This is a genomic window from Natronobeatus ordinarius (assembly GCF_024362485.1).
Taxonomy (GTDB): Archaea; Halobacteriota; Halobacteria; order Halobacteriales; family Natrialbaceae; genus Natronobeatus; species Natronobeatus ordinarius.
Map to the genome: position 1 here is coordinate 1,637,983 of NZ_CP101456.1, position 26,704 is coordinate 1,664,686.

General features: G+C 66.4%; 29 protein-coding genes. 15 read left to right on the forward strand and 14 right to left on the reverse strand.

All coding sequences use genetic code 11. The features are described from left to right. Positions 1–71: 71 nt before the first annotated feature. The gene (locus tag NMQ09_RS08470) at positions 72–569 is read right to left on the reverse strand and encodes a redoxin domain-containing protein (RefSeq protein WP_255194156.1); all 498 of its coding nucleotides are present in this window, start codon (positions 567–569) and stop codon (positions 72–74) included. Further along, positions 569–883 carry a glutaredoxin family protein gene (locus NMQ09_RS08475; RefSeq protein WP_255194157.1) on the reverse strand — a complete coding sequence of 105 codons (315 nt, stop codon included), beginning with the start codon at positions 881–883 and terminating at the stop codon, positions 569–571. Before NMQ09_RS08475 ends, NMQ09_RS08470 begins: the two co-directional genes overlap by 1 nt. Positions 884–1,016: 133 nt before the next feature. Here NMQ09_RS08475 and NMQ09_RS08480 point away from each other — a divergent pair, with 133 nt between their 5' ends. Further along, a complete protein-coding gene (locus NMQ09_RS08480; protein WP_255194158.1) occupies positions 1,017–2,390 on the forward strand; it encodes a hemolysin family protein in 1,374 nt (457 codons plus the stop codon). A 74-nt stretch (positions 2,391–2,464) separates the two neighbouring features. Here the strand turns inward: NMQ09_RS08480 and NMQ09_RS08485 are convergent, their stop codons facing one another. The 4 genes from NMQ09_RS08485 to NMQ09_RS08500 all read right to left on the reverse strand — a co-directional run bounded on the left by NMQ09_RS08485 (position 2,465) and on the right by NMQ09_RS08500 (position 6,833). Next, a complete protein-coding gene (locus tag NMQ09_RS08485; RefSeq protein WP_255194159.1) occupies positions 2,465–3,436 on the reverse strand; it encodes a quinone oxidoreductase family protein in 972 nt (323 codons plus the stop codon). A gap of 114 nt (positions 3,437–3,550) precedes the next feature. Continuing rightward, positions 3,551–4,039, reverse strand: a complete 489-nt coding sequence (locus tag NMQ09_RS08490) for a universal stress protein (RefSeq protein ID WP_255194160.1) — start codon at positions 4,037–4,039, stop codon at positions 3,551–3,553. A gap of 179 nt (positions 4,040–4,218) precedes the next feature. Continuing rightward, positions 4,219–5,082 carry a 2-oxoacid:ferredoxin oxidoreductase subunit beta gene (locus tag NMQ09_RS08495; protein ID WP_255194161.1) on the reverse strand — a complete coding sequence of 288 codons (864 nt, stop codon included), beginning with the start codon at positions 5,080–5,082 and terminating at the stop codon, positions 4,219–4,221. Continuing rightward, positions 5,079–6,833, reverse strand: a complete 1,755-nt coding sequence (locus NMQ09_RS08500; RefSeq protein ID WP_255194162.1) for a 2-oxoacid:acceptor oxidoreductase subunit alpha — start codon at positions 6,831–6,833, stop codon at positions 5,079–5,081. Before NMQ09_RS08500 ends, NMQ09_RS08495 begins: the two co-directional genes overlap by 4 nt. Before the next feature lie 168 nt (positions 6,834–7,001). Here NMQ09_RS08500 and NMQ09_RS08505 point away from each other — a divergent pair, with 168 nt between their 5' ends. The 4 genes from NMQ09_RS08505 (at position 7,002) to carB (ending at position 12,270) form a co-directional block, all read left to right on the forward strand. Continuing rightward, positions 7,002–7,640, forward strand: a complete 639-nt coding sequence (locus tag NMQ09_RS08505; RefSeq protein ID WP_255194163.1) for an FAD-dependent oxidoreductase — start codon at positions 7,002–7,004, stop codon at positions 7,638–7,640. 3 nt (positions 7,641–7,643) lie between these two features. Continuing rightward, positions 7,644–8,453 carry an alpha/beta hydrolase gene (locus tag NMQ09_RS08510; protein ID WP_255194164.1) on the forward strand — a complete coding sequence of 270 codons (810 nt, stop codon included), beginning with the start codon at positions 7,644–7,646 and terminating at the stop codon, positions 8,451–8,453. 120 nt (positions 8,454–8,573) lie between these two features. Beyond that, positions 8,574–8,867 carry a DUF5779 family protein gene (locus NMQ09_RS08515; RefSeq protein WP_255194165.1) on the forward strand — a complete coding sequence of 98 codons (294 nt, stop codon included), beginning with the start codon at positions 8,574–8,576 and terminating at the stop codon, positions 8,865–8,867. A gap of 169 nt (positions 8,868–9,036) precedes the next feature. Next, on the forward strand, positions 9,037–12,270 hold the full coding sequence (gene carB / locus NMQ09_RS08520) for a carbamoyl-phosphate synthase large subunit (RefSeq protein ID WP_255194166.1): 3,234 nt from the start codon (positions 9,037–9,039) through the stop codon (positions 12,268–12,270). A gap of 257 nt (positions 12,271–12,527) precedes the next feature. Here the strand turns inward: carB and NMQ09_RS08525 are convergent, their stop codons facing one another. Continuing rightward, entirely contained in the window at positions 12,528–12,788 is a 261-nt protein-coding gene (locus NMQ09_RS08525) for a hypothetical protein (RefSeq protein ID WP_255194167.1), read from the reverse strand. A 350-nt stretch (positions 12,789–13,138) separates the two neighbouring features. Here NMQ09_RS08525 and NMQ09_RS08530 point away from each other — a divergent pair, with 350 nt between their 5' ends. From NMQ09_RS08530 to folP, 7 genes are all read left to right on the forward strand, one after another. Continuing rightward, complete coding sequence (locus NMQ09_RS08530; protein WP_255194168.1) at positions 13,139–13,765, forward strand: GNAT family N-acetyltransferase; 627 nt, start codon at positions 13,139–13,141, stop codon at positions 13,763–13,765. Positions 13,766–13,972: 207 nt separating this feature from the next. Next, positions 13,973–14,101 carry a DUF5816 domain-containing protein gene (locus NMQ09_RS08535; protein WP_425607263.1) on the forward strand — a complete coding sequence of 43 codons (129 nt, stop codon included), beginning with the start codon at positions 13,973–13,975 and terminating at the stop codon, positions 14,099–14,101. A 171-nt stretch (positions 14,102–14,272) separates the two neighbouring features. Further along, the gene (locus NMQ09_RS08540; protein WP_255194169.1) at positions 14,273–14,671 is read left to right on the forward strand and encodes a CBS domain-containing protein; all 399 of its coding nucleotides are present in this window, start codon (positions 14,273–14,275) and stop codon (positions 14,669–14,671) included. A gap of 52 nt (positions 14,672–14,723) precedes the next feature. Next, the gene (locus tag NMQ09_RS08545) at positions 14,724–15,548 is read left to right on the forward strand and encodes a hypothetical protein (RefSeq protein WP_255194170.1); all 825 of its coding nucleotides are present in this window, start codon (positions 14,724–14,726) and stop codon (positions 15,546–15,548) included. Between the two features lie 110 nt (positions 15,549–15,658). Continuing rightward, positions 15,659–15,901, forward strand: a complete 243-nt coding sequence (locus NMQ09_RS08550; RefSeq protein WP_255194171.1) for a DUF8015 family protein — start codon at positions 15,659–15,661, stop codon at positions 15,899–15,901. Between the two features lie 90 nt (positions 15,902–15,991). Then, on the forward strand, positions 15,992–16,660 hold the full coding sequence (locus NMQ09_RS08555) for a hypothetical protein (RefSeq protein ID WP_255194172.1): 669 nt from the start codon (positions 15,992–15,994) through the stop codon (positions 16,658–16,660). A 142-nt stretch (positions 16,661–16,802) separates the two neighbouring features. Beyond that, positions 16,803–19,244 carry a dihydropteroate synthase gene (gene folP / locus NMQ09_RS08560; RefSeq protein WP_255194173.1) on the forward strand — a complete coding sequence of 814 codons (2,442 nt, stop codon included), beginning with the start codon at positions 16,803–16,805 and terminating at the stop codon, positions 19,242–19,244. On the opposite strand, the gene NMQ09_RS08565 is transcribed toward folP, so the two are convergent. Both NMQ09_RS08565 and NMQ09_RS08570 read right to left on the reverse strand, forming a co-directional pair. Then, positions 19,241–20,302 carry a glycosyltransferase family 4 protein gene (locus NMQ09_RS08565; protein WP_255194174.1) on the reverse strand — a complete coding sequence of 354 codons (1,062 nt, stop codon included), beginning with the start codon at positions 20,300–20,302 and terminating at the stop codon, positions 19,241–19,243. The two genes, folP and NMQ09_RS08565, sit on opposite strands and share 4 nt — an antisense overlap. A gap of 156 nt (positions 20,303–20,458) precedes the next feature. Beyond that, a complete protein-coding gene (locus NMQ09_RS08570) occupies positions 20,459–21,013 on the reverse strand; it encodes a hypothetical protein (protein WP_255194175.1) in 555 nt (184 codons plus the stop codon). Between the two features lie 114 nt (positions 21,014–21,127). Here NMQ09_RS08570 and NMQ09_RS08575 point away from each other — a divergent pair, with 114 nt between their 5' ends. Next, on the forward strand, positions 21,128–22,978 hold the full coding sequence (locus tag NMQ09_RS08575; RefSeq protein WP_255194176.1) for a S9 family peptidase: 1,851 nt from the start codon (positions 21,128–21,130) through the stop codon (positions 22,976–22,978). 61 nt (positions 22,979–23,039) lie between these two features. Here NMQ09_RS08575 and NMQ09_RS08580 read toward each other — a convergent pair whose 3' ends face one another. Both NMQ09_RS08580 and NMQ09_RS08585 read right to left on the reverse strand, forming a co-directional pair. Next, on the reverse strand, positions 23,040–23,591 hold the full coding sequence (locus NMQ09_RS08580) for a GNAT family N-acetyltransferase (protein ID WP_255194177.1): 552 nt from the start codon (positions 23,589–23,591) through the stop codon (positions 23,040–23,042). A 91-nt stretch (positions 23,592–23,682) separates the two neighbouring features. Continuing rightward, complete coding sequence (locus NMQ09_RS08585; RefSeq protein WP_255194571.1) at positions 23,683–23,913, reverse strand: Lrp/AsnC ligand binding domain-containing protein; 231 nt, start codon at positions 23,911–23,913, stop codon at positions 23,683–23,685. Between the two features lie 94 nt (positions 23,914–24,007). On the opposite strand from NMQ09_RS08585, the gene NMQ09_RS08590 reads away from it, so the two are divergent. Both NMQ09_RS08590 and NMQ09_RS08595 read left to right on the forward strand, forming a co-directional pair. Next, complete coding sequence (locus tag NMQ09_RS08590; RefSeq protein WP_255194178.1) at positions 24,008–24,709, forward strand: potassium channel family protein; 702 nt, start codon at positions 24,008–24,010, stop codon at positions 24,707–24,709. Then, a complete protein-coding gene (locus NMQ09_RS08595) occupies positions 24,709–24,939 on the forward strand; it encodes an Lrp/AsnC family transcriptional regulator (RefSeq protein ID WP_255194179.1) in 231 nt (76 codons plus the stop codon). Before NMQ09_RS08590 ends, NMQ09_RS08595 begins: the two co-directional genes overlap by 1 nt. Before the next feature lie 56 nt (positions 24,940–24,995). Here the strand turns inward: NMQ09_RS08595 and NMQ09_RS08600 are convergent, their stop codons facing one another. From NMQ09_RS08600 to NMQ09_RS08610, 3 genes are all read right to left on the reverse strand, one after another. After that, positions 24,996–25,421 carry a DUF7522 family protein gene (locus tag NMQ09_RS08600; RefSeq protein ID WP_255194180.1) on the reverse strand — a complete coding sequence of 142 codons (426 nt, stop codon included), beginning with the start codon at positions 25,419–25,421 and terminating at the stop codon, positions 24,996–24,998. A gap of 147 nt (positions 25,422–25,568) precedes the next feature. Continuing rightward, complete coding sequence (locus NMQ09_RS08605; protein ID WP_255194181.1) at positions 25,569–26,090, reverse strand: DUF5813 family protein; 522 nt, start codon at positions 26,088–26,090, stop codon at positions 25,569–25,571. A 67-nt stretch (positions 26,091–26,157) separates the two neighbouring features. After that, positions 26,158–26,547: a DUF7522 family protein gene (locus NMQ09_RS08610; protein ID WP_255194182.1), complete on the reverse strand. Its 390-nt coding sequence runs from the start codon at positions 26,545–26,547 to the stop codon at positions 26,158–26,160. Between the last annotated feature and the right edge of the window lie 157 nt (positions 26,548–26,704).

Below are 26,704 nucleotides of genomic sequence, written 5' to 3' on the forward strand. Positions count from 1 at the left end.
CGCGAGTTCACATCTTTCAGTCGTTCCATCTTTCAGTCGTTCGTCACCGCTCGAGCGAGCGTGACGGGGTGCTACTCGAGTGCGTCCGCGACGTCGTCCCACTCGAGGAACGCGGGCCACTCCCGGCTCACCCAGGCCGCCTCGACCGTCCGCTCCTCGTCGATCAGGAACGCGGCCATCCGGGGCTCGCTGACGCCGGCCATCCCGTCGAGGTCGTGGGCGACGCCGTAAGTTTCGGCGACTTCGTTCGTCGGGTCCGAAAAGAGCGCGAACGGGACGTCGCGTTCCCGGAGGAAGCGAACCTGATCGTACGGCGTCGAGACGGTGATCCCGACGACGGTGGTCTCGAGGTCGTCCCAGCCGCGCTCGCCGAGTTCGTCCCAGGTGTACTGGGCGAGGAAGCTGCCGATCATCGGGGTGAACACGAGGAGGACGGGGCCGGCGAGCGCCGAGAGCGAGCGATCCTCCCAGAACTCGTCGGTGACCAGCGGCCGGGTGAAGTCGGGCGCCTCGTCGCCGGGCTCGAGGTGGTCGGCGGGACCGAGGTCGACGACCTCGAAGTCGACCATCAGCGGACACCCCCGTCGCCGCCGTCAGCCACCGCCGGCTCGCCCGCCGCGGCTGAGCCGTCGCCGTAGGTCGACTCGAGATATTCGACGATGTTCGCACTCTCGGCCATCGTGACGCCGGTGCGCTCGTCGACGATCACCGGGACGGTCCTGACGCCGGCGACGCGCTTGACGACGTCCCGTCTCGAGTGCAGCGGCTCGACGAACCGCGAGCGATAGGGGAGGTCGTACGCCTCGAGGAGGTGGGTGACGCGTTCGCAGTACGGACAGCCCTGGAGTCGGTAAAACGTGACGTGCGGTTCGGTCGTGCCCATAGAGCCCGGTTGGGGAACGCGCCGGGAATAGCCTTCGCAACCGGCGAACGCGCCCGTCGGTGATCGCGTGGCGACGAACGGGCTCGTCGATGAGAAAGCGTTAATCGGCCAGAGCGTAAACCTCAGGCAGTCAATGGCGCTGTCTCCGCTCTTCGAGGTGCTGCTGGCCGCCTACGAACTCCCCGGAACGGGACTCGAGTTCGATCAGTCGACGGTGACGATCGTGGGCGTAGTCGCGGTCATCGGCCTCATTGGACTCTCGGGGTTTTTCTCCTCCTCGGAGATCGCCATGTTCTCGCTGCCAAAACACCGCGTCGAGGGGATGGTCGAGGAGGGCGTCGCGGGTGCCGAACGGGTGAAGGCGCTGAAAGCGGACCCACACCGGCTGCTCGTGACGATTCTCGTCGGGAACAACATCGTCAACATCGCGATGTCCTCGATCACCACCGCACTGCTCGGCCTCTACTTCGGCGGCCTCGAGGCGGTCGTGCTTGCCACGCTCGGCATCACGGCGATCGTCCTCCTCTTTGGCGAGAGTGCCCCCAAATCCTACGCCGTCGAGAACACCGAATCGTGGTCGATCCGCATCGCGAGGCCGCTGAAGACCGCAGAGTACCTGATGTATCCTCTCGTGGTGCTCTTCGATTACCTCACCCGACAGGTCAACCGCGTCACGGGCTCGACGGGCGCGATCGAGACGCCGTACGTCACCCGCGACGAGATCCAGGAGATGATCGAGTCCGGCGAGCGTGAGGGCGTCTTAGCGGAGGAAGAACACGAGATGCTCACCCGCATCTTCCGCTTCAACAACACCATCGTCAAGGAGGTGATGACGCCGCGACTCGACATCACGGCGGTGCCCAAAGATGCCACCATCGACGAGGCGATCGAGACCTGTATCCAGAGTGGCCACGCCCGCATCCCGGTCTACGAGGGCAGTCTCGACCACGTGCTGGGCGTCGTCCACATCCGCGACCTCGTGCGCGACCTCAACTACGGCGAAACCGACGATCTCGAACTCGAGGACCTCATCCAGCCGACGCTGCACGTCCCCGAGTCGAAGAACGTCGACGAACTCCTCTCCGAGATGCGCGAGAACCGGATGCACATGGTGATCGTCATCGACGAGTTCGGCACCACCGAAGGGCTCGTCACGATGGAGGACGTCGTCGAGGAGATCGTCGGCGAGATCCTCGAAGGCGGCGAGGAAGAGCCCATCGAGGAGATCGACGAGCACACCGTCCTGACCCGCGGCGAGGTCAACATCGAGGACGTCAACGACGCCCTCGAGATCGAGCTCCCGGAAGGCGAGGAGTTCGAGACGATCGCCGGCTTCATCTTCAACCGCGCAGGCCGACTCGTCGAGGAAGGCGAAGAGATCGTCTTCGACAGCGTCCGCATCACGGTCGAGGACGTCGAGAACACCCGAATCATGAAAGTCCGGCTGACGAAACTCGAGGAGCAGGGGTCGGTCGCCGAGAACGGCGACGAGGCCAACGCAGGGTAGCGGCGACGAGGCCAACGCGGGGAGTCGGTACGTCGCGGGTCGCGCCACGCTGGGCCCTCCGCTCGCGCCGACGATCAGGGGAGCAAGACGACCTTCCCGGTGCTCTTGCGCTCTTCGAGGAACCGGTGGGCCTCGACGGTCTCGGTCAACGGGAACGTCTCGCCGACGATCACCTCGAGGTCGCCGCTCGACAGCGCCGCCGTCAGGTCCGGAATCGCAGCTACGACGCGCTCGGGGTCGTGGCGCATGGCGTTCCCGAGGTGGAAGCCGATCACGGACTTGTTCTCGAACAGGAGCCGCCGGTTCTCGACTGCGGCCGGGATGCCGCTGGCGACGCCGTAGGTGACGAGCCGACCGAAGTGGGCGAGCGAATCGAGGCTGCGCTCGAAGACGTCGTCACCGACGCTCTCGAGGACGAGGTCGACGCCCTCGCCGTCCGTTTCCGCCTCGATCACGGCCGCGAAGTCCTCCGCGGTGTACTCGATCGGGTGGTCACAGCCGAGGTTGGCGGCGAGGTCGAGTTTCGCCTCGCTGCTCGCGGTGCCGAACACTTCCGCGTCGGCGCGGTCGGCGAGCTGGACGGCGGCCGTGCCGACGCCGCCCGCGGCGGCCTGGATCAGTACGCGCTCGCCCGCCTCGAGGCCGCCCCAGCCGAACAGACAGGAGTGGGCGGTGAGGTGCTGGATCGGAAAGCCGGCGGCCTCCTCGACGCTCATCCCTTCCGGAATCGGGAACAGCGTCCGCTCGTTCGCGACGGCGTACTCGGCGTAGCCGCCGCGATCGACGATCGCGACGACCCGCTCGCCCGGTTCCCGGTCGACGCCCTCGCCGACGGCGTCGATCGTTCCCGCCGCTTCCATGCCAGGGACGTACGGCGGCTTCGGACCGCCAGGGTACAGCCCGCGACGCTGCATGACGTCCGCGTAGTTGATCCCCGCCGCCTCGACCGCGATGCGAACCTCGCCGGGGCCAGGGTCAGGTACCTCGCGGTCGGTGACCTCGAGGACGTCGGCGTTGCCGTACGCGGTGACTTCGATCGCGTCCATGGCTGTGATGTTTGGGATCGAGTCGCATAAAGTCGGGAGCACCGGAACGAACTGACGGAGCGAACCGACGCGGTCGCCGGTCCGGGCCCGCGGTGGCGGTCGTCCGGGCCGGACTCACGTCGCGTCGTCGTAGAACGTCTCGTGGGCCTCGAGCGACTCGATCTTCGACGGGACCGCGTGGCGGACGATGTAGACGTCGTAAGACTCCTCTTCGGCGACCCTTGCGGCGACGCTCGCGACCGGCGTCACCACGCTGCCGACGTTCTCGCTCCCGAGGAAGACGACCGACGGGTCGTGTTCCGCTGCCAGTCGTTCGACCCGTTCGGCCAGCTCCTCGGCGGGTGGGTACTCGCGGATTCGCTCGTACTCGAAGTCGGCCTCGGGGGCGAGTTCTTCGACGCGGCGCTCGAGCGCCTCGACGACGGTGTCGACGTCGTACGGCTCGTCCTCGTCGATCCAGCCTTTCTCCCGCGCGTAGCGGGTGCGTTCGGGGATCACGGCGACGGTCACGACGTCCTCTCCGAGGGCGTCTGCGTACTCGAGCGCCCTGACGAGCGCAGCCTCGGCGAGCGCCGAGCCGTCGAAGGGAACCACGAAGGTCATGCCCGTGGATTTTACCGACCGGCTATTAACTTCGAGGGGTGATTCCAGGCCGGTGGGCGGCCGAGGGAACGGACTTCAGGTCGGCGGACTGGCCGAAAGAAGGTGCTCGGGATCGGGGCCGAACGAGGGTGAAACGCGGTCGACGAGAACCCTCGAGAGAGGTGAAACGCGGTCGAGACTCAGTAGAACTCGCGGACGAGGTCCATCGCGTCCTCGGGTGCGCCTTCGGGGATGTCGGACATGTCCTCGGTGAGGCCGTGCTGTTCGCCGTACGGAACGGAGTTTTCGTCCTGGTAGATGACGCCCTGGTACTCCTTGTCGGCGTCGAGGATGATCTCCTTGGCCGCCTCGTAGTCCGATGGGTCGTGACCCTCGTCCTCGAGGTCGACCAGCGTGTCACGGAAGTAGTCGTAGGTGTCGACGTCGTTGAACGTGACACACGGCGAGTAGACGTTCACGAAGCCGAACCCGTCGTGTTCGATCGCCTGCTGGATGATCTCCTGGTGGCGCAGCGCGTCCGAACTAAAGGACTGGGCGATGAACGTCGCCCCGGCGGCGAGCGCCAGCGCGTGGGGGTTGACCGGGGGCTGTTTGGTCCCCTCGGGCGTCGTCGAGGTCTCGAAGTCAGACCGCGAGGTGGGCGACGCCTGGCCCTTGGTGAGCCCGTAGATGCGGTTGTCCATGACGACGTAGGTCATGTCGACGTTCCGGCGGACGGCGTGGACGAAGTGGCCGGCGCCGATCGAGTAGCCGTCACCGTCGCCACCGGCGACCATGACCTCGATGTCGGGTCGGGCCATCTTCACACCCGTCCCGACGGGCAGTGCACGGCCGTGAACCCCGTGCAGCGCGTAGCTGTGCATGTACGTCCCGATCTTGCCGGAACAGCCGATTCCGGCGACGATGAACGTGTTGTCCGGGTCGTTGCCGGTCTCGGCGAGCGCTTTCATCATGCCGTTCATCGTGCCGAAGTCCCCACATCCGGGGCACCACGTCGGCTGCTTGTCAGATTTGAAGTCGGTGAATCGGACCTCTGAGCTCATGCTGGAACCTCCTCTTTGAGTTTCGCCTTGATGTCCTCGGCGAGTTCGTCCGCCTTGAAACGGACGCCGGTGTACTTGTTTATGCGTTTGACGCGGGTAAGCGTGTCGTGCTCGAGCACGTCGGCGAACTGGCCGGTCGCGTTACACTCGACGACGATGACGTCGTCGGCCTGCTCGAACTCCTCGGTGAGATCCGGCCGCGGGAAGATGTACGGGACGGAGAGCACGCGGACGCTGACGTCTTCTGCCTCGAGGTAGTCGAGTGCTTCGACCAGCGCCCCTTCGTTCGAGCCCCAGGAGACGATGAGTGCGTCGGCGTCGGGATCACCGAACTCGCGGTACTCCCAGGCTTCGCGTTCTTTGGCCGTCTCGACCTTGCGGGTTCGCTTGTCGACCTGCTGGACGCGGACCTCGGTGTCCTCGGTCCGACGGCCGAGCTCGTCGTGCTCTAAGCCGGTGCTCATGTGCGCACCGTCGGTCGTGCCGGGGATCGAGCGCGGGCTGACGCCATCCTCGGTGGCGGCGTGGGCGCGGAACCGGCCCTTGTCGTCGAGCCACTCCCCGACGCTGTCGTCGTCGACGAGTTTGCCGCGGTCGATCTCGACGGCGTCCATGTCGAACGTCTCCGGCGAGAACGTGCGTTCGGTGACCGACATCGCGAGGTCGGAGACGAGGAAGACCGGTGTCTGGTACTTCTCGGCGAGGTTGAACGCTTCGATGGTCTTCCAGAAGCACTCCGAAATCGTCGTCGGTGCGACGACGAACCGTGGAACCTCGCCGTGGCCGCCGTACAGCGCCATGTTGAGGTCACCCTGTTCTTGCTTGGTCGGCATCCCCGTCGAGGGACCCGAACGCATGACGTCCGTGATGACCAGCGGGGTCTCGCTCTGAGCGATCAGGCCGAACGTTTCGGTCATGAGGTCGATCCCGGCTCCCGACGTCGCAGTCATCGACCGGGCGCCGGCGCGGGCGGCACCGAGCGCCATGTTGATCGCCGAGAGTTCGTCTTCGGCCTGGACGACGTGTCCGCCGTAGCGTTCGATGCGGCCGGTCAGGTACTCCATGATGGACGTCGCGGGCGTGATGGGGTAGCCCGCGTAGTACCGGCAACCGGCGGCGATCGCACCCATGCCGATCGCCTCGTTCCCGTTGAGGAGAACGTAGTCTTCGTCGGTGGTCTCGAGGTCGTAGCCGAGGTGGTCGAGGTCGTAGTTCTCGTGGACGTAGTCTCGGCCGAGCCGGGCAGCCTCCTTGTTGTTCTCGACGATCTTCGAGCCCTTGCCGCCGAAGCGCTTCTCGAGGGACTCATCGAGGTACTCGACGTCGAAGCCGGTGATCGCACACGCGGCGCCGAGGGCGACGACGTTGCGCATGATCGCCCCGCCCGCCTCTTCGGCGAGGGACTTCAGGGGGACGTCGACTGCGGTCATCTCCTCGGGAATCTCGGCCTCCCAGGAGCGTTCACCGTCGTAGATGATCGCGCTCCCCTCGTGCAGTTCGTCGAGGTTCTCGTCGATGGTGCGCTGGGTCAGCGCGACCAGGATGTCGAGCCGATCGACGACGCTCCGGACCTCGTCGACGGAGGTGCGGATCTTGTAGGCGGTGTAGCCGCCTCGAATTCGCGATGCGAAGTCTTTCGACGTGAACACGTGCCGTCCGGCCCTGGAGAGTGCCTGGGCAAAGATCTTCCCCGTGGAGTCGATGCCGTCACCGGCCTCGCCTCCGATCGCCCAGTTGAGGTCCTCAGCCATATCGTCGCGAACTTGCCCGCGCCAAATGAAAAGGCTTCTGAAAGGCCTGTTCGGTCCGCGAGAATATAATAACTTTTACAATTATGATAGTTACAACAATCGTTCGAGACTGGTCGTCTGGCGACCGGAGAGGAACGCCTTTCAGCACACCGACCCAAGCCGACGACCATGGAAGGCACCGAAGTCACCGTCGAGAACGTCTGCGAGGTCGGCCCCGAGACGATCGCACTCGAGCTGGCGACGCCCGAGGGGTTCGATGCGCTGCCGGGACAGTTCGTCGTCCTGCGAACCGAACTCGACGGCGAGGAGATCACGCGCTACTACACGATCTCCTCGCCGACGGTCGAGGAGACGTTCGAACTCACCGTCGGCATCGATCCCGATGGCGACCTCTCGCCGTGGCTTGCCGACCTCGAGGGTGGCGAGACGGTCCACGTCGACGGTCCCCACGGACAGAGCACGTACGAAGGGGCCGGAGACGTCGTCGCGGTCGCCGGCGGGCCCGGCGTCGGCCCCGCAGTCGCCATCGCCGAAGCGGCCCACCAGGCCGGCCACGAGGCGGCCGTCATCTACCAGGACGACGAACCCGCCCACCGGGACCGACTCGAGTCGCTCGAGGCGGCGGGCGCCGACGTGCTCTTCCTCGCGGACGGTGACGACGCGTCGCTCGCCGACGCGATCAAGACCTACCACGAGAACGGGCAGGTCTACGTCTTCGGGTTCGCCGACTTCGTCCGGACGGTCGCCGACGCGATCGACGACGCGGATGGCGACGCCGACGAGGCGCTGATCGAGAACTTCGGCTGAGCCGTGTCGTTCGTCGATCGCGTGCGAGCGCGCTGGCGGCTCGTCATCGTCGCGCTGGTCGCCCTGGTCGTCCTCGCGCTCCTCGGGGCAGCGATCTTCCTTCTGACGCCGTACACCGCCGATCCCGATCGGCTCGCGGCCGTCGAGGAACGTGAGGACGTCACGCTCGAGCGCGTCGACGGCGCCGTAATCCTCACCGGCGGTGAGGTGACCGCCGAGACCACCGGGATCGTCCTCTATCCCGGCGCGCGGGTCGAACCCGAGAGCTACGCGCCGACGATGGCGCCGCTCGTCGCCGAGCGCGACGTGCTCGTCGTGATCCCCGAAATGCCGCTCAACCTCGCGGTGCTCGACTCGAACGCGGCCGACGACGTGATGGCGACCCACCCAGAGGTCGACCGGTGGGTCGTCGGCGGCCACTCGCTGGGCGGGGCGATGGCCTGTCGCTACACGGCGGCACATCCCGACTCGGCCGACGGCCTCCTCCTGCTGGCTGCCTACTGTGACGACGGCGACGACCTGCGGGAGACCGACGTTCCAGTACTCTCGATCCAGGGCAGCGAAGACGGCGTGATCGACGCCGAAGCCGAGCGCGAGAACCGGGCGTTGCTCGGTGACCGCTCACGGATCGTCGAGATCGACGGCATGAATCACGCCCAGTTCGGTGCCTACGGCGACCAGCGCGGCGACGATCCAGCGACGATCGCCGATCACGAGGCGAGCGATCGACTCGTCGAACGCACCCTCGAGTGGCTCGACGAACTCGAGGAATCACCGTCAGTATCAGTCGCTGCCCCCGCCGCGGCGTACTGAGGGCGGAGTAACGTTGGCGCCGAGCCGTCCGGGGTTCTGGAGTGACGAACTCGACCTCGAGTCGAACCCGACCGTCGCCGTGAGGCGAACGTTTTTCTCGTCGCGCTCCGACCCACGGGCATGAGCGATTTCGACCTCGATCTTCGGACTGTCGAGGAACACATCGACGACGACGAGCAGGCGTTCGAGGGAAGCATCGTCCTCGACGTACTCGACGGAACCACGCCGCCGGAGGAGTGGCTCGAGACCATCGACAACGACAACGTCCTCGTCCTCTGCGTCGAGGGGAACGTCAACGAACTGGCAGCCGGGTTCGCCCGCGACGTCAAGGAGATGGGTGGAAACCTCGTCCACTTTCGCGGGTTTCTGATCGTCGCGCCGCCGGAAGTCGACGTCGACACGGGCCGGCTCTGACCGTCCTTCGGCCGAATTACGTCTTTTCACCGTCGCGCGTTTGAGCGCTGCCTGCGGAAGTCACGGAAGCCGTTCGGTCAGCCAATTCGAATTTCGAAACGACGCTACGTGAATCGTAATAGTTCGTGGCGCTTATTACGATGTACGAACTTCGGACGAACAACGACAAATGAGTACGGACCACGACAGTGCCGGAGACGGCACAGGAGACGGACGCACGATCTTGCTCATCGGGAGCGGCCCGATCCAGATCGGCCAGGCTGCGGAGTTCGACTACTCGGGAGCGCAGGCCTGTCGCGCGCTGCAAGAGGAGGGCGCACGCGTCGTCCTCGTCAACTCGAACCCGGCGACGATCATGACCGACCCGGAGATGGCCGACCGGGTCTACCTCGAGCCGATCACGACCGAAGCGATCGCCGAGATCATCCGCAAGGAAAACCCGGACGGCGTCATCGCCGGCCTCGGCGGCCAGACGGGGCTGAACGTCACGGCGGAACTCGCCGAGGAGGGAATCCTCGAGGAGTACGACGTCGAGATCATGGGGACGCCACTGGACACCATCTACGCGACCGAGGACCGCGACCTGTTCAGAAAGCGGATGCAGAAGATCGGCCAGCCCGTTCCGCGCTCGACGACGATCTCGCTCGAGGAGGGTGAGTCGGTCACCGAGATGAGCGAGGAGAACCTCCGCGAGCGCGTCGAGGACGCCGTCGAGGCCGTCGGCGGTCTGCCGGTCATCGCGCGCACGACGTACACGCTGGGCGGCTCCGGGTCGGGCGTCGTCGAGGAGATGGACGAACTGCTCGCCCGCGTGCGCAAGGGGCTGCGCCTCTCGCGGAACAACGAGGTGCTGATCACCGAGTCGATCGCCGGCTGGGTCGAACTCGAGTACGAGGTGATGCGCGACGCCGACGACTCCTGTATCATCATCTGTAACATGGAGAACATCGACCCGATGGGGATCCACACCGGCGAGTCGACGGTCGTCACCCCCTCGCAGGTCATCCCGGACCCCGGCCACCAGGAGATGCGCACCGCCGCGCTCGACGTCATCCGCGAGCTCGGCATCCAGGGTGGGTGTAACATCCAGTTCGCCTGGCGCGACGACGGCACGCCGGGCGGCGAGTACCGGGTCGTCGAAGTCAACCCCCGCGTCTCCCGCTCCTCTGCGCTGGCCTCGAAGGCGACGGGCTACCCCATCGCCCGCGTGACCGCGAAGGTCGCGCTCGGCAAGCGCCTCCACGAGATCGAAAACGAGATCACCGGCGAGACGACCGCCGCGTTCGAGCCAGCGATCGACTACGTGGTGACGAAGGTCCCGCGGTGGCCCAAGGACAAGTTCGAGGACGTCGAGTTCGAACTCGGGACGGCGATGAAGTCGACGGGCGAGGCGATGGCGATCGGGCGCACCTTCGAGGAGAGCCTGCTGAAGGCCCTCCGGTCGACGGAGTACGAGCCCAGCGTCGACTGGGCCGAGGTGGGTGACGAGGAACTCGAGGCCGAGTACCTCGAGAAGCCGACCCCTGACCGCCCCTACGCGATGTTCGAGGCGTTCGACCGGGGCTACACCGTCGAGGACGTCTGCGAGCTGACGGGCATCCACGAGTGGTACGTCGAGCGCTACGCCCACGTCACCGACGCCGTCGAGGCCGCCGCGGAGGGCGACTTCACCGAGGCGGCGATCACCGGCCACACGAACGCCCAGATCGCCGCGGCGGCCGGCTCGGACGTCACGGCCGTCGAGGAGCAGGTTCCCGGCCGCACCTACAAGCAGGTCGACACCTGCGCCGGCGAGTTCGCCGCCCAGACGCCGTACTACTACTCCGCGCGCAAACCCGAGTTCGAGCGCGGCCCGCTCGAGGGCGCCGCGGCCGCGGGCGAACTCGAGGTCGACCGTGACGTCGAGAGCGTCGTGGTCGTCGGCGGCGGCCCGATTCGGATCGGCCAGGGGGTCGAGTTCGACTACTGTGCGGTTCACGCGATCCAGGCGCTGCGCGAACTCGGCATCGACGCCCACGTCGTCAACAACAACCCCGAGACGGTCTCGACCGACTACGACACCTCCGACGGCCTCTTTTTCGAGCCGATCACGGCCGAGGAGGTCGCCGACGTCGCCGAGGCGATCGACGCCGACGGCGTTATGATCCAGTTCGGTGGCCAGACGTCGGTCAACATCGGCGAGCCCCTGCAGGCGGAGATCGACCGCCGTGGGCTCGACTGTGCGGTGATGGGGACGAGCGTCGAGGCGATGGACTTAGCCGAGGACCGCGACCGGTTCAACGCCCTCATGGACGAGCTGGGGATCGCCCAGCCGGAGGGTGGAACGGCCGTCTCGAAGACGGAAGCGCTCGAGCTCGCCCACGAGATCGGCTACCCCGTACTCGTCCGCCCCTCCTACGTGCTCGGCGGGCGTGCGATGCAGGTCGTCTACGACGACGAGGAACTCGAGAGCTACATCGAGGAGGCGGTCCGCGTGAGTCCGGACAAGCCGATCCTCGTCGACAACTTCCTCGAGAACGCAGTAGAGCTCGACGTCGACGCCGTCTCCGACGGCGAGTCGGTGCTCATCGGCGGCATCATGGAGCACGTCGAGAGCGCTGGCGTCCACTCCGGCGACTCCGCCTGTATGATCCCGCCGCGGTCGCTCGGTCGCGACGTCAACCGGCGCGTCCGCGAGGTCGCCGAAGAGATCGCCAAAGCGCTCGACACCGTCGGTCTGCTGAACGTCCAGCTCGCCGTGAAAGACGGCGAGGTGTACGTCCTCGAAGCGAACCCCCGCTCCTCCAGAACGGTGCCGTTCGTCTCGAAGGTGACGGGCGTCCCGATCGCCAAGATCGCCGCGAAGGTGATGGCTGGCGCCTCACTCGAGGAACTCGACGTGGAAGAACAGGTCCCTTCCCAGACCTCGATCAAGGAGGTCGTCCTGCCGTTCGATCGGCTGCCGGGCTCGGACCCGCGGCTGGGCCCCGAGATGAAGTCGACGGGTGAGGTGATGGGTACCGCCGACACGTTCGGCAAGGCTTACGACAAGGCGCAGGACGCCGTCGGCAAGCCGATTCCCGAAGATGGGACGGTCGTCATCGACCTCTCGGCCGACGAGTTCCCCGACCCCGACACCGAGGCTGGCGAGGCGCTCGTCGCCGGCTTCACCGAGTACTACGACCTCTGTGAGGCCGTCGATCTCGTCGAGGCCGCCCGCCGGGGCGAGGTCGACCTGATCGTCTCCCGCAAGCGCGAACTGCTCGAGGTGGCCGTCGAAGAGGAGATCACCTACTTCTCGACGGAGGCCTCCGCGAAGGCCGCGCTCGAGGCCAGGGCCCACCGGGACGATCCGATGGACGTGCAGTCGATCACCGATCGTCCGAAACGGAACGAGTACTGGGGGCAGCCCAAAACACAGTAGCGGCCGTCGCGACCCCTCGCGCCTGATAGGAGCCGTTGGAGTTACGCACCGCCGATCGCCGACCCCACCGCTGGCGATCGGCAGTAACTAGTTCCAACTCCCTCTGAACCGTCCCGATTGACGAGCAGCGGTTCCGGCAGTTGACTCGAGGTCGAAATACGGAGAGCAGCCGGGGTTTGTACAAATCGTTGTACCGTGTTACCAGTGGCCGCGTTCCCGCTCGAGCGATCACCGGTACCGAATCACAACAGACCGTATCAGTTTCCGAACGCGGCGAGGTCGACGACCTCACCGTCGATCGAGACGGCCGTTCGGCCGCCGAGGACGGTGATGTCGGTTACGTCGCCGGAGAACTGGAACTGGAGGGCGGTGTCGTCGACGGCTCCTTCGACCGCGTTTCCGGACGCGATGATCGCTTCCGAAGCCGGATCTTCGTCTACCATTTCGATCGCACCGTCGACAGTGATCGCGAAACTCGACGGTTCGTCGTCGCTGCCGATCGTTAGCTCGTGTGCCATACAGCACGATGAATTCGAACAACTCATTATAAATTTTCTCTTGCCAGAATCGGTACGTAACGGTGAGAGTCACGACGGCAGGTAGAGTAGTCGGTGGATGTCATTGTCCATCCGATCACGACCGTCCACAGTCAGCCTCGGCATCAGTACCGAGGCTGGCCGCTCGACTGTGATCGGGTGTACATCGTTTCAACGGACACTATCCCTCCCCCGGCAGACGGACCGGTGGTCGTCGTGGCAGTCGATCTCTCTCGACACCCGCGTTCGGCCGTCGAATCTGGCTTCAGAGTCACGTGGGGAAATATGACCCCAAGACGGGGGTTTATATCTGTCTGTTCCTCACTATTAATATGGAACTACGGACGGGCACGACAGCCGATCGCGAACGGATCGCCGAGATCGCCGAACGGTCGCTCGAGAACTCCTACTCGCTGAACCCGCGGACGATCAGCGGAGCCGTCGAGGAGTGGTACGGTCAGGAGGCGTTCGACGACCGACTCGAGGAGGAGGACCTGCTGTTCCTCGTCGCCGAGGACGACGGCGAACCGGTGGCGTTCTCCGAGACGACGATCACTGAGGGTGGTCAGGGCGACCTGCTCTGGCTGCACGTCCACCCCGACCACCGCGGCCGTGGGATCGGCGCGGAACTGTTCGAGCGGACGCGCGAGCGACTCCGCGAGGCGGGCGCCGAGTACCTGCGCGGGCGGGTGCTCTCTGACAACCAGACCGGCGCCTCCTTCTACGAGTCACGGGGCTTCGAGCGCGTCGACGAGGAGGAAGTCGAGATCGACGGCGAGACCTACTTCCAGTACATCTACCTCGACGCCGACTCGAAGCGGATCCAGAGCAGGGTCACCGAGGACGGCGAGGTCGTCTACGTCGACTTACTCGAGGAGGACGTCGGCTCGGAAGCACCGTTCAAGACCGTCTACGGCGACCCTCGGCGCGAGTCTCGCTACGGCTTCATTCGTCTTTAGCTAAGACTGCTGGTTATACTCCGTGGCAGAATTATGCTTAATGGTATTAGTCGAACGAATCTAGCGGCTGAACCGCTGATGCGGCTGAGAGTCAACAGTACAGATAATGCAGAGACTGCTTTTTCGCCCCGCAGCGGTCGTATACTGACGAAACCCACCTCCAAAACGGTGTTATTCGGTATTACTCTGAGTATTAGCTAAAGACGGATGCGCTACGGCTTTTACTGCTCGAACTGCGACTCGCTGGCGACCGCCATGGACGCGATGGGACAGATCCAGTGTACCGAGTGCGGGAACACCCGGAAGGCGACCCGATGGGACGCCTCCTACATGTGAGCCGATGAACGGATCGACACCACCACCGAACCGTCGGACCGACGGTCGAAGACTGCTCGAACGAACGACCAGCGGCGAGTACGGGCACGCGGCCAGCGTGGCCGAGCCGTCCACCCGTGCTGGTCCTCGAGCGCACCAAACGTTAATATCGTGCTGGCGAAAGGTCGAGCCATGACAGCCACGACCGCAGCCGACCGCATGAGTTCGACCGTCGTGACCATCCACCCGGACGACCCCGTCACCGACGCCGCCCGGGCGATGCTCGACGCGACCATCGGCTCGCTCGTCATCGTCGACGACGAGAACCGACCCGCGGGGATCCTCACCCGAACCGACTTCGTTCGACTCGCCTCCGACGGCGAGTCCCTGACCGGCGCGGACGTCCCGACGGTCCGTTCGGTCATGGAGACCGAACTGGTCACGATCACGCCGGAAACCCCGCTCGAGGAGGTGACGACGCTCCTCGAGGACCACGCCATCCACCACCTGCCGGTGGTCGACGAGAACGAGCAGGTCGTCGGCATCGTCACGACGACCGACCTCGCGTCGGCGTCGGTCGACTCGTCGTAGGCGAGGACTGTCGGGGCGAAGACATATGTAATCGGCGGGTGACGGCTCACCCATGGGCCCTCCATCCCTCCAGTCGATCACGGCCGCCGCAGTTGGTGGCGTCGCCAACGTCGCCGCCGTTCTCGCGCTGTTCGCTCGCTTCGAGTACCCCGTCCTCGAGTCGATCGGCTCGGCCAGTTTCGTCGTCCTGACGGCGTTTCTCCTCGGCTTCGTCGCCGTCTTCGTCTCCGCCCACACGCGGCTGGTCACGCCCGCCGTCGGCTTCGTCGGCCTGCTGGTCGCCGTCGCCGTCGCCGAGGTGACCTCGCCGGCGCCCCGGTGGAGCGAGCTGGACGGCTACACGATCGTCGAGGGGCCGCTTTTCGTCCTCCAGTATTCGAACACGTGGTACGTCTGGCTCTCATTGCTGCTGTTCGCGGGCGTCGTCGAGTTCGCGTTCCGCCGGGGCTACGGCCTCGGGGACCACCGACTCCGAAACCTCCCCGACCTTCCGCTCTCGCGCCCCGTCGTCGTGGGCGTCGTCCTCGGCGTCGGCGGTCTCGTCGCCCTCGCCACGGCGGCACTCACGGTTCGGTCCGGGATCCGCCCCCCGATCGCTGCGCTCGCCGTCTACGTCGTGGCACTCGCCGTCGCCGCCGTCCCGCTCGCGGCCCTCCTCGCCCGGGGGATCGTCAGCCCCGTCCTCCTCTTCGCGCTCGCGATCCCGTATCTGCTGGTCGTCGAGGTCTTCACCACGACGGACAGCCCGGTCCACATCCTGCTGTTCGGCCCGTACGCGATCGTTATGATCGTCGCGTGGGCGCTCGAGGCTGCACTGCGCTCGAGAGTCGGCGGCTGGGACGGCGGTCGGTTCTCTGGATCCAGGGCGGGTGGATGACGTGAGACTGTCTGAGAACTGAGTATCGGCCCGGTAGGCCGATCTACTCCCGCCCCCGCCGTTGGATTTTTTGTGCTCCGGGCCAATACCTCCACCCGAGGTGAGTACTGATGTTCGGGAGTGACAACGCTGGCATCGGATTCGTGCGTCGACTCCGTCGAACCGGCTCGACCATCAGCCGATACGACCTCCTGCTCGCGACCATCCCGCTCGCCCTCGGTAGCGGGCTGCTCGCGGGGGCCGCGACCGACCTGCCCCTCGAGGCCGCGCTGGCCGCCGGCACGGCGCTCGCCGCCCTCGCGGTGCTCGACGGCCTGTTCGTTCACCCGCCGACCGGCCTCGGTCGGACGTGAGCGGGTTGTACTGGGTCGTGTCGATCGCTGAAACACGTCTTTCACCTTGCGCCGACGTTTTGTCGATCGACGAGAATGGTCCGGAAACCGATGGATCGGAGAACGATGCTGGCCGCAGTCGCCGCGACGATCGCGCTCGCCGGGTGTGTGAGCGACGAGCCGAGCGCCGGCCAGGGCGACGGGGGAACCAACACCGACGCAGCCGACGACGGGAATCACTCGAGTACGACCCCGGACGGACGCTCGATTCTCGGGCAGTTCGACGGCGAGCCGGCGCGACCCGAGTGTGAGCGGGAGTCGGAGTCCGTCACGGTAGAACACGACGAGCAGACGGTCGAGTACGAGACCGCGGCGACGGTTCCGTACCCCGATCCGCCGGCGACGGTCGACGAGAGCGACGTCGTCGCGTTCGTCGACGCGTTCGAGGAGGCGTACGTGACGCACAACGTCCTCTGCAACGGGCTGTCGGGCCACGTCCTCCGCGTTCGCTACGACTCGCGGGAGCGAGAGACGTTCGACTGGTACGAGGACGTCACGGTCGTCTTCTTGCTCCGGGCGGGCGGGGCGACCCACGGGCTCGACGCCAACGGCCACGAGTGGGAGGCGGATCTGCCGTACGAGGGCGTGGTGTACGCGGTCGACCAGACCGGCGCGGCCAGAACGCCGTTCGACGACGTCCACGAACTCGAGCCCGACGAGTTCGAATCACACGCACCGGATCCGCTCGAGGAGGGGATGCTGGTCGCGGCGTTCGAGTAGTCGAGACGGTGCGTCGCGACAGGCCGCCCTGCACTGACGTTCGATCGGTGGGCCACCGCACGCCGCTCGAGGCCGCTTCGACTCGAGACCGCTCGAGCGGCGACTCCGACACGCTAAAGCGGCCGGACTCTGTGATTCGGGTATGGAGTACCACGAGGCCGCGAACTTCCTCTTCGACCTGCGGCGCTTCCGGCCGCGGCCCGGGACGGAGTCGACGGCGGAGTTTCTCGCACACCTCGGGAGCCCACACGAGCGCGTCGATTGCGTCCAGATCGCCGGTTCGAACGGAAAGGGAAGTACGGCGCGGATGCTCGAGCGCACCCTGCGGGAGGCGGGGCTTTCGGTGGGCATCTACACCTCGCCACACCTGGAAGACGTTCGCGAGCGAATCCGCGTCGACGGCCGGAAGATTCCGCGCTCGGCCATCGCCGAGTTCGTCGACGTCGCCCACGAGTACGTCGTCGGAAAGGCGGCCGACGGCGAGCCGCCGACGTTCTTCGAGGCGATGACGACGCTCGCCCTCTGGCACTTCGGCCGGGAAGGCGTCGACGTCGCCGTCCTCGAGGTTGGCATCGGCGGCCGCTACGACGCGACGAGCGCCGTCGACCCGGTCGCGAGCGCCGTCACGAGCGTTAGCCTCGAGCACACCGAGGTCATCGGCGAGACGGTCGAGGAGATCGCCCGGGACAAAGCGCAGGTTGCCCCCGAGGACGGGCCGCTGGTCACCGGCACGAGTGGGGCCGCACTCGAGGCCATCCGTGACGAGGCCGGCGAGGTCGTCACCGTCGGCGAGGACGGGACCGACGTCCGGGTTGCCTACGGGGGACGGACGAACCACACAGAGGCCGCCGTCTCGATCGAGGGGGACGACTGGGGCCTCGAGACGCAGATCCCGCTCCTCGGCGAGCACCAGGCGGAGAACGCGGGTATCGCGGCGACGCTCGCCCGGGCCGTCGCCGACGTCTCCCGGACCGATCTCGAGCGTGGGCTGCGAAACGCCCACTGGCCCGGCCGGTTCGAGGTGATGGACACCGAACCGCTCGTGGTCCTCGACGGGGCGCACAACCCAGACGCCTGTGAACGGCTGGCCGAGACGCTGTCGACGTTCGAGTACGACGACCTCCACCTCGTCTTCGGCGCGATGCACGAGAAAGACCACGCCGAGATGGCTCGCGCGCTGCCGACGCCCGACTCGGTGGTCGCCTGCAAACCGAACCTCGAGCGCGCCGAGGATCAGGACACCCTCGCGACGGTGTTCGAGCGCGAGGGGGCCGATCACGTCAGCACGCAGTCGGCCGTCCAGGACGCCTTCGCGAGCGCGCTCGAGACGGCCGACACCGACGACTGCGTGCTGGTGACGGGCTCGCTGTTTGCCGTCGCCGAGGCGCGATCGCGGTACACCCGTACGGACGTGTCGAAACGGATTCGTGACCTCGAGGACGCCCGCGAGGCGCTCGAAGGAGCGAACGTCGCCGAGAACGGTGTCGTCCGGATGCGCGGGAAGGCCGTCCATCGCGTCGTGAAGACGAGCCTGCAGTACCGCCAGGCGACCACCCTCAAACAGGAACTGCTGAGCCTCGGTGGCGAGTGTGCCCTCTCCGGATTCCGGCGCGAGGACGAACCCGTCGACGCCGTCATGATGGGGACGCTCTCGCAGTTCACACGGCTGGTCGAGACGCTCGAGGCCCAGCCCCACGGGCTGGCCCAGATCGCCCGCGAGCTCCGGGAGACGCTCGGCATCCAGGTCAACACACCGACGCCTCGCTACCCCTGGCAGGAGCGGACGGCGGTGATGGGAATTCTCAACGTGACGCCCGACAGCTTCCACGACGGCGGCGAGTACGACGCGCTCGAGGACGCCGTCTCGCGGGCGGAGGCGATGGTCGACGCCGGCGTGGACGTGCTCGACGTCGGCGGCGAGTCCACCCGGCCCGGGGCCGATCCCGTCTCCGTCGAGGCGGAGATCGACCGCGTCGTCCCCGTGATCGACCGACTCGCCGACCTCGACGCGCTCGTCTCGGTCGACACCAGAAAGGCCGCCGTCGCCCGCGCCGCCCTCGAGGCGGGTGCCGACGTCGTGAACGACGTCTCCGGCCTCGAGGACCCCGAGATGCGCTTCGTCGCCGCCGAGTACGACGTCCCCCTGATCCTCATGCACAGCATCGATACGCCCGTGGTTCCCGACCGGGACGTCGCCTACGACGACGTCGTCGAGGACGTGATCGACGACCTCACCGAACGGGTGTTGCTCGCCGAGAAGGCCGGCCTCGATCGCGAGCAGATCGTCGTCGACCCCGGACTCGGCTTCGGCAAGGCGGCGAGTGAGAGCTTCGAACTCCTGGGGCGAGTCGACGAGTTCCACGCGCTCGGCTGTCCCGTCCTCGTCGGTCACTCCCACAAATCGATGTTCGAACACGTCGGCTACGGTCCCGACGACCGCACCGCAGCGACCGTCGCCGCGACCGCGCTGGCCGCCGACCGCGGCGCGGACGTGATCCGGGTCCACGACGTCCCCGAAAACGTCGCCGCCGTCAGAACGGCGCTCGCGGCTCGAGCGCCCGAGACGTTCGATGAACGGGCCTAAAAGGAGAGTTCGTAGCCGTCGCGGATCTCGCGATAACTCTCGAGGTACTGGTCACACACGGCGTCGCGATCGAACCGCTCGAACTGCTCGTCGTAGTCGCGCCGTTCGAGCCCGCCGGCCGCGCTGATGGCGTCGACGAGTTGCTGCTCGCTGGTGACCCGAAAGCCCCGATCGAGGCGCTCGACGAGTTCGTGGGCGCTCGAGTCGGCGTGGTACTCGACGATCCCGACGCAGCCGCAGGCGAGCGCCCACAGGAGTTCGGTCGGGTAGACGCAGCGACGAGCAGTCTGGGCGAAGACGTGGGCGCTCCGGTAGGTCGCGATGCGCTCTTCGAGGGAGACCTCGCCCGCGAATCGAACCCGATCGTCGATGCGCAGGTCTTCGGCGAGAGCTTCGTACGCGCCGCGTTCGGGGCCGTCGCCGAGGACGACCGCGGACCACTCTCTGGACCGGAGCTCGGCGAGTCCGAGCAGCAGGCTCTCGAGGTTCGCGTCGTCGTCGAGGTGGCGTGCATACACCACGTCGACGGGCTCGCCGGGATCGATCGACCGGATCCGGTCGACGTCGATCGGGTTCGGAATTACCTCGACCTGGTCGCCGTCGGCCCCGAGTTCGCGTACCCACGTTCGGACGAGCTGTGAGGGGGTGACGATTCGCTGGGGCCGTGACGCCGCTCGCCGGGCGTGCCAGTCGTTCGATCCACCGTCGTCGTACCAGTCGACGACGAGGGGCGCCCGCGCGAGCGCCGAGCCTCGGCCGGCCCACTGGACCTGTGTCGGTGGCTCGGCGCTCGCGTGGACGACGGCTGGATCGAGCGACCGGAGGGTGATCGGCAGCCGAAGCGAGAACGACCGGCGCGACGTGAGATCGGGTGCGAGCCCGTGATAGGTGATCCCATCGCGTTCGAACGTCGGCTCCTCGCCGTCCCACCATCGAGCACAGAGGACGTGTACCTCGTGGTCCGCATCGCGGAGTAATTCGGCGGTCGTCTGGAGCCGTTCGTTCGCCTCGCCGTCGCGGTGATGAACCGTTTCGAACGAGACGAACGCGATGCGCATTAGCTGTCGGCACGCAGTCACGGGTTAAAAAGTCACTTTTTTCGTGATACGCTTGCACTCCCCGCCCCGGGGCGTCGTTACGCTGGTTCTGAGCCTGTGTCGCCGGCGTTTCACTCATTCCCCAGCCGATCGAGCGTTGGCCGGCGGGCCGGGACGTTACGGCGGCCCGGCGTCGTCCGGCGGCCCAGCGTCGTCGGGCGGCCCAGCGTCGTCGGGCGGCCCAGCGTTCCCGGGTGGTCCGGCGTCTCCGGGTGGTCCGGCGTCGTCCGACGGGCCGGCGTCGTCCGGCGGGCCAGCGTCGTCCGGTGGGCCAGCGCCGTCCGGCGGGCCAGGGCTCTCTGGCGGGTCCGTCTCGTCTGCCGAGCCGTCGTCGGCCGGTTCGTTGAGGGTCACGGGCGGCTCCAGCCCTTCGGGACCGTCCGGGCCGTCTACCGCGACGGAGGCGTCGCCGGACGTGTCGTTCGCCGTCGCGAGGACGGACGGCTCTGGCTCGGCCGAGACACCCCACGCATCGTCGGCAACGTCTCCGTCGTCATCTGTCACCGGTGAGTCGTCCGAGTCGTTCGATTCGTCGTCGACCGCCTCGGCCGCCGGGGACGTCGACCCCACGTCGGGTCCGACGACCGCGACCACCGCACCGAACGTCACGAGCACGACCAGCACGAGCGTGAGCAGTACGCCCGTCGACGCCTCCGGATCTTCGCGGCGCATCCGTGCTCGACCGTCGACCGTCGAGCCGCTTTGTTAAGCACCGCACACAGGCCTCCTCGAGCGAGTCATCCGGAACCCGAAACGGTTACCGGCCGGAGTCGATACGGGTACGGCATGGGAACGTACGACATCGAACGCTACCTCAATGTTCGGAGCGCCTACGGCGCGTCCGTCGGCCCGGAGGGCGAACGACTCTCCTTCCTCATGAACACCACCGGCGTCCCGCAGGTCTGGACGCTCGAGTCGCCGCGATCGTGGCCCGAACAGCGCACGTTCTACGACGAGCGAGTCACCTTCGCGTCGTGGTCGCCCGAGTGTCCGGAACTCGTCTTCGGGATGGACGAGGGCGGCAACGAGCGCGCGCAGCTCTTTCGCCTCGACGCCGAGTCAGGCGAGATCACGAACCTGACGGCGATGCCCGACGCCAAGCATCGATGGGGCGGCTGGAGCCACGACGGCGAGCGCTTCGCGTTCACCTCCAACCGTCGCGACGAGTCGGTGTTCGACGTCTACGTGCAGGCCCGCGACGCCGTCGGCGACGAGGCCGAACTGGTCTACGAGGGCGACGGCTGGCTCACCGTCGGCGGGTGGAGCCCCGACGATTCTCGACTCCTCGTCTCGCAGGCGTACTCCAACTTCGACCAGGATCTGTACGTCCTCGAGCTCGAGACCGGCGCGTTCACCCACCTCACGCCCCACGAGGGGAACGTCCGGTTTCAGAGCGCGAGCTGGGCACCCGACGGCGAGGGGGTCTACCTCGTGACGGATAAAGGGACGGACACGCTCTACCTCGCGTACCTCGATCTCGAGTCACTCGAGCTCGAAACAGTAGCTGACGGGGAGGGGTGGAACGTCGACGGCATCGCGCTGGACGACGAGACGGGCCGGTTCGTCTACTCCCGGAACGTCGAGGGCTACACCGAGCTCACGGTCGGCGAGTTCGACGACGAGGATCCGACGGCGTTCGAGACGTTCCCCGAACCCGACCTCCCCGGCGGCGTCTCCGGCGGTGTGAGCTTCGGCCCCGACGCCGAGTACGTCGCCTGCTCGACCACGGGCGACGCGGTCAACACGAACGTCTTCTTCGTCGAGGTCGAGACGGGTGAAACCGGCCAGTGGACCCTCGCACCGACGGCGGGCATCCCGCCCGAGACGTTTCGTGAATCGGAACTCGTCCACGTCGAGAGCTTCGACGGACTCGAGGTACCCGGCTTCCTCACGTTGCCCGAGCACGCCGACGGCGAGCGAGGTGTGGACGAAGGCGAAGCAGGCGACGGACACGACGGCGTCCCCGTCATCGTCGACATCCACGGCGGCCCCGAGAGTCAGCGCCGGCCGTCGTTCTCGAGCGTCAAGCAGTACTTCCTGAACCGCGGCTACGCCTACTTCGAACCCAACGTCAGAGGGTCGTCGGGCTACGGCTCGGAGTACGCGAGCTTAGACGACGTCGAGAAGCGGATGGACTCCGTGGCTGATATCGAAGCCTGCGTCGAGTGGCTCGCCGATCACCCCGCTATCGATCCCGACCGCATCGCCTGCATGGGCGGCTCCTACGGCGGCTTCATGGTGCTCGCCGCGATGACCGAGTATCCGGACCTGTGGGCTGCCGGCGTCGACGTCGTCGGCATCGCCAACTTCGTCACGTTCCTCGAGAACACCGGCGACTGGCGCCGGAAGCTGCGCGAGGCCGAGTACGGCAGCCTCGAGGCCGATCGTGAGTTCCTCGAGTCGATCTCGCCGATCAACACCGTCGAGAAGATCGCGGCCCCGCTGTTCGTCCTCCACGGCGAGAACGATCCCCGCGTTCCGGTCGGCGAGGCCGAACAGATCGTCGAGGAGGCCCGCGAACAGGGCGTCCCGGTCCGGAAGCTCATCTTCGAGGACGAGGGCCACGGCTTCACGAAACTCGAGAATCGCATCGAGGCCTATTCAGCGATCGCCGACTTCCTCGACGAACACGTCTGAGCATCGGCTCGCCCTTCAGCACCGTCGATCGGTCCGGATTCGAATTTCTCCGTACTGGACGTCACCGCGACGATTCCCACTCCTCACGAAGGAGGCCGTACAGGATCCCGTCCCGGTATTCGCCGTCGACGAACGCGTCCATTCGAAGGCACCCCTCCTGCTGGAAGCCGAGCGACTCGAGCAATCCACGCGACGACTCGTTGTAATCGAACGCCTTCGCTCTCACCGTCGGAGTCTCGTACGCCCGAAAGACGTACTCGACGAGCAGTGCTGTCGCTTCCTTCCCGTACCCTTCACCCTGCACGTCTGGACGAAGCCAGATGCCGACGACCGGTCGTCGCCCCCACTCTTTGACGTTGACGACGCCGACGCGACGAACCGTCTCCGGTTCGACCGGTCCGGGATCGCCCGGGTCGTCGAGACAGACCAGCAGAATCGTGACGTTCTCGTCTTCGAACACCTCCTCGAGGTCGTCTCTGGTTCGCACCCTGGAGTTGCCGGTCAGGTGGCGAATTTCGGGATCACCAGCGCCGCGTTGCAACACGTCGAGATCCTCACGCTCGAGCGTCCGGAGGGTGATTCGGTCTCCGCGTTTAACGATCGCACCAGGCATAGACAGGACAAGCACCAGGTCTGATATGTACGTTTCGGTGACTTATCGGACGACTGGTGAGCACCGTCTGTGGTGAGTGGGTGCTACCGACTTAGTCCATCGCGATGTACGTTTTCGTGTCCGCCACGCCGTCGAGCACCTGGATCTCCGAGGAGGCCGTTTTGAGGATCTCGTACACTTCAGCCGCGTCGACCTCGGCGATGATGTCGTAGTTGCCGGCGACGATGTGGGCGTCCTCGACTCGCTCGAGTTCCCGGATCTTCGCGAGGAGGCCTTCCGACTTTCCGGCGGCAGTTTTCACCATGATGAACGCGTGAACCATCTGTCTCGGAGGTGTGATACTCTCTGGCATGACTAAAGCCTTTGCCCGGGCATCGGGGCAAACTTATTGACGGGTGGGGGCGTACCGCAGTACCATGCGGTTCGTTATCATTGGCGCTGGACGAGTCGGCCTGCGTGCGGCCCGCGTCCTTCGTGAGGAGGGCCACGAGGTGACGCTGATCGAGCGCGACGAGCCGATGGTTCGCCGTGCCCGAGGCGAGGAGTTCTCAGTCGTCGATGGCGACGGCTCCCGCGAGGCGGTGCTCGAGGAAGCGGGCATCGACGAGGCCGACGCCGTCGGCGCGTTGACGAGCGATCTGAACGCCAACTTCGCGGCGTGCATGATCGGGAACCACTACGGCTGTCGAACCGTCATGCGCATCGACGACGACTACCGCGAAGAGATCTACCGCAAGTACGCCGCGGAAGTCGACGAGGTGATCTACCCCGAACGCCTCGGTGCGATGGGTGCGAAAAATGCCCTCCTCGGGGGAACGATCCGCGCGATCGCGGACGTCGCCCAGCACCTCCAGATCGTCGAACTCACGATCACCGACGAGGCCCCCGTCCGCGGGTACACGATGGGCGAACTGGAACTGCCCGCCGACGCGACCCTCCTCGCGTTCGGCAAGGAAAACGGCGTCCTCGAGATTCCGACCGAGGACGAATCGCTCGAGACGGGCGACCGGCTGGTGGTGCTGGCGGACTTCGACGTGCTGAGCGACGTCCGCCAGCTCCTGGTCGGGGAGACCCCGCTCGAGTCGGCGGCGAACGCGGCACACGGAGGTATCAACTGATGGTCACGGCATTCGTCATGGTGAAAGCGAACACGGGCGAGGCGGATCGACTCAGAGAGCAAATCGAGGCGATCGAGGGCGTCGAGTCGGCGCACATCGTCGCTGGCGACGTCGACATCATCGCGAAAGCGCAGGTCGACGCACCGGCGGCGGTGAAAGAGATCGCCGCGAACCAGATCCAGGGGATCGAGGGCGTCGAGGACACGCAAACGTATATGGCGATGGACTGACGCCGAAACCGTCGTCGGTTCGTTTCGTGAGAGGAACCCACAACGAGCAGCCTGGCCTACGCATCCCGGAGCAGCCGCCGAACGGCAGTGGCTGCATCCTCGAACGCGCTGACGTTCATGCTGTCGGTCGTCAGGACGACTCCGGCGTCGCCTTGGAGCACCCTGACGACGAATCCGTCGTCGTGAAACCGCACTGTAAACTCGTACGGACCGATGTCCGATACAGTTCCCTCGGCGGCAACCAGCGTCCGGATCGGCACCTCCGCGAACCCCGCTCGCTCGAGTTCGACCAGCTGTTGCTTGGCCGTTCGCGCGGCGTCGCTCGAATCGTAGAGGTCCTGGCGGAGGTAGAGGATGTCGAACGCAGAGGGGGTGAAGTACACGGCGCTCCGGAGGGTGTCGCCGAGGCTGGTGCGCGCGGCGCTCACGATGCCAGTGGCCAGATCGGTGCTGCAGTCGGTCCTGAACGGGTCGTCGATCATCGAGTTCCAGAGGCGTGTTATCGTCTCAAGCGTTTCGCCGACGGACGGAGGGACGAAACGACGGGAACGACAGCACGCGTCACGCTGACGAACGCCATCGACGCGAACGGATCGTCACGACTGGAGCCGTCGCCCCGCGGCGTGCCGTCACAGCGGCGGACCGTCACCGTCCGCGGCCTGCTGGCCCCGATCCTGGGCGTTTTCGAGCAGCGTCGCTGCCGCGCCGCGGTACTCGTAGCCAGGGATGATCCCCTGGGCGTACGTTCCCTCGACGTACTCGATCAGCGTCTTGGCGTCGTCGACGCCCTCACGGGCGTCCCAGGCGACGTACTCGAGGATCACCCGGACCTCGTCGTCCTCACGTTCGAGCCTGGGCCCCTCGTGTGTACTCGTGTGGGCGACGGTGAACGCGTCCTCGAGGCGGCGCTCGAGCGTCTCGAACCAGCCGTCCTCGACGACTGGTGCGACCGTCTCGCCGGCGACGGCGGCGTCGAGCGTCGGGAGGGTCACCGTGACGCGGAATTCGCCGTCACGGCTCCCCTCGGCCGCAGTCGCCGTGACGTGCGTCTCGAAGACGGTGGTCGTCAGGTCGTAGCCGTCGTCGGCCGGTTCGAACGCATCGTGGTTCTCGAGTGCGCGCGCGACCGGATCGGGCAGGTCGTCGGTCATCACTCGAGGTGAGGCGGTTGCGAGAGAAGGGCGTTACGCACGGGTCGCGTCGGGGACGGCGCCCGGCTCAGGAGAGGGTCCGTTCTGCGAGCACCGAGTCGATCGCGGTCGCCAGTTCCTCGAAGTCCTTGAGTGTGAGCCCGTCGGTCGTCACGAACACGCCCTCCCGATCGGAGGTGACCCGGATGAGAAAGCCGTTGTCGAAGACCCGGATCGTGTACCGGTACGTGCCGAGTTCCGAGCCCTCGTAGGCGCTCTGGGTCGTCTTGAACCCCCGCCACTCGTTGCCGATGAACGTCGAGAGGTCGGCGTCGCGCGCCAGGTCCTCGCGGAGGTACAGTTGCGCGTAGTCGTCACGCGTGAAGTAGGTGACCGATCGACAGCTGTCGCCGACGGCGGTTCGACAGGTCGTGACGATCACTTCGGCGAACTCCTCCGGAACGAGGTCGGCGCTCATACCGGAACGGGGACGCCGGAGTACATAACCGTGTTCGTCACCTCGCCACACGGCTCACAGCGCCACCTCACCGGACGCGACGTGCCGTATCGGCTGGAACGACGTTCCACGTCGGCAGAACAGTTATTACTGGCCGTGACGTGATACCGATAGACAT

What these genes read in the sequence shown, in the direction of transcription:
- NMQ09_RS08530 (WP_255194168.1), top strand. Translation starts at nt 13,139, where the DNA reads ATGGAACTACGGACGGGCACGACAGCCGATCGCGAACGGATCGCCGAG.
- NMQ09_RS08550 (WP_255194171.1), top strand. Translation starts at nt 15,659, where the DNA reads ATGTTCGGGAGTGACAACGCTGGCATCGGATTCGTGCGTCGACTCCGT.
- folP (WP_255194173.1), top strand. Translation starts at nt 16,803, where the DNA reads ATGGAGTACCACGAGGCCGCGAACTTCCTCTTCGACCTGCGGCGCTTC.
- NMQ09_RS08600 (WP_255194180.1), bottom strand. Translation starts at nt 25,421, where the DNA reads ATGATCGACGACCCGTTCAGGACCGACTGCAGCACCGATCTGGCCACT.
- NMQ09_RS08575 (WP_255194176.1), top strand. Translation starts at nt 21,128, where the DNA reads ATGGGAACGTACGACATCGAACGCTACCTCAATGTTCGGAGCGCCTAC.
- NMQ09_RS08515 (WP_255194165.1), top strand. Translation starts at nt 8,574, where the DNA reads ATGAGCGATTTCGACCTCGATCTTCGGACTGTCGAGGAACACATCGAC.
- NMQ09_RS08495 (WP_255194161.1), bottom strand. Translation starts at nt 5,082, where the DNA reads ATGAGCTCAGAGGTCCGATTCACCGACTTCAAATCTGACAAGCAGCCG.
- NMQ09_RS08505 (WP_255194163.1), top strand. Translation starts at nt 7,002, where the DNA reads ATGGAAGGCACCGAAGTCACCGTCGAGAACGTCTGCGAGGTCGGCCCC.
- NMQ09_RS08470 (WP_255194156.1), bottom strand. Translation starts at nt 569, where the DNA reads ATGGTCGACTTCGAGGTCGTCGACCTCGGTCCCGCCGACCACCTCGAG.
- NMQ09_RS08570 (WP_255194175.1), bottom strand. Translation starts at nt 21,013, where the DNA reads ATGCGCCGCGAAGATCCGGAGGCGTCGACGGGCGTACTGCTCACGCTC.
- NMQ09_RS08485 (WP_255194159.1), bottom strand. Translation starts at nt 3,436, where the DNA reads ATGGACGCGATCGAAGTCACCGCGTACGGCAACGCCGACGTCCTCGAG.
- NMQ09_RS08565 (WP_255194174.1), bottom strand. Translation starts at nt 20,302, where the DNA reads ATGCGCATCGCGTTCGTCTCGTTCGAAACGGTTCATCACCGCGACGGC.
- NMQ09_RS08590 (WP_255194178.1), top strand. Translation starts at nt 24,008, where the DNA reads ATGCGGTTCGTTATCATTGGCGCTGGACGAGTCGGCCTGCGTGCGGCC.
- NMQ09_RS08475 (WP_255194157.1), bottom strand. Translation starts at nt 883, where the DNA reads ATGGGCACGACCGAACCGCACGTCACGTTTTACCGACTCCAGGGCTGT.
- NMQ09_RS08535 (WP_425607263.1), top strand. Translation starts at nt 13,973, where the DNA reads ATGCGCTACGGCTTTTACTGCTCGAACTGCGACTCGCTGGCGACCGCC.
- NMQ09_RS08610 (WP_255194182.1), bottom strand. Translation starts at nt 26,547, where the DNA reads ATGAGCGCCGACCTCGTTCCGGAGGAGTTCGCCGAAGTGATCGTCACG.
- NMQ09_RS08490 (WP_255194160.1), bottom strand. Translation starts at nt 4,039, where the DNA reads ATGACCTTCGTGGTTCCCTTCGACGGCTCGGCGCTCGCCGAGGCTGCG.
- NMQ09_RS08595 (WP_255194179.1), top strand. Translation starts at nt 24,709, where the DNA reads ATGGTCACGGCATTCGTCATGGTGAAAGCGAACACGGGCGAGGCGGAT.
- NMQ09_RS08585 (WP_255194571.1), bottom strand. Translation starts at nt 23,913, where the DNA reads ATGGTTCACGCGTTCATCATGGTGAAAACTGCCGCCGGAAAGTCGGAA.
- NMQ09_RS08540 (WP_255194169.1), top strand. Translation starts at nt 14,273, where the DNA reads ATGACAGCCACGACCGCAGCCGACCGCATGAGTTCGACCGTCGTGACC.
- NMQ09_RS08480 (WP_255194158.1), top strand. Translation starts at nt 1,017, where the DNA reads ATGGCGCTGTCTCCGCTCTTCGAGGTGCTGCTGGCCGCCTACGAACTC.
- NMQ09_RS08525 (WP_255194167.1), bottom strand. Translation starts at nt 12,788, where the DNA reads ATGGCACACGAGCTAACGATCGGCAGCGACGACGAACCGTCGAGTTTC.
- NMQ09_RS08580 (WP_255194177.1), bottom strand. Translation starts at nt 23,591, where the DNA reads ATGCCTGGTGCGATCGTTAAACGCGGAGACCGAATCACCCTCCGGACG.
- NMQ09_RS08555 (WP_255194172.1), top strand. Translation starts at nt 15,992, where the DNA reads ATGGATCGGAGAACGATGCTGGCCGCAGTCGCCGCGACGATCGCGCTC.
- NMQ09_RS08545 (WP_255194170.1), top strand. Translation starts at nt 14,724, where the DNA reads ATGGGCCCTCCATCCCTCCAGTCGATCACGGCCGCCGCAGTTGGTGGC.
- NMQ09_RS08605 (WP_255194181.1), bottom strand. Translation starts at nt 26,090, where the DNA reads ATGACCGACGACCTGCCCGATCCGGTCGCGCGCGCACTCGAGAACCAC.
- NMQ09_RS08500 (WP_255194162.1), bottom strand. Translation starts at nt 6,833, where the DNA reads ATGGCTGAGGACCTCAACTGGGCGATCGGAGGCGAGGCCGGTGACGGC.
- carB (WP_255194166.1), top strand. Translation starts at nt 9,037, where the DNA reads ATGAGTACGGACCACGACAGTGCCGGAGACGGCACAGGAGACGGACGC.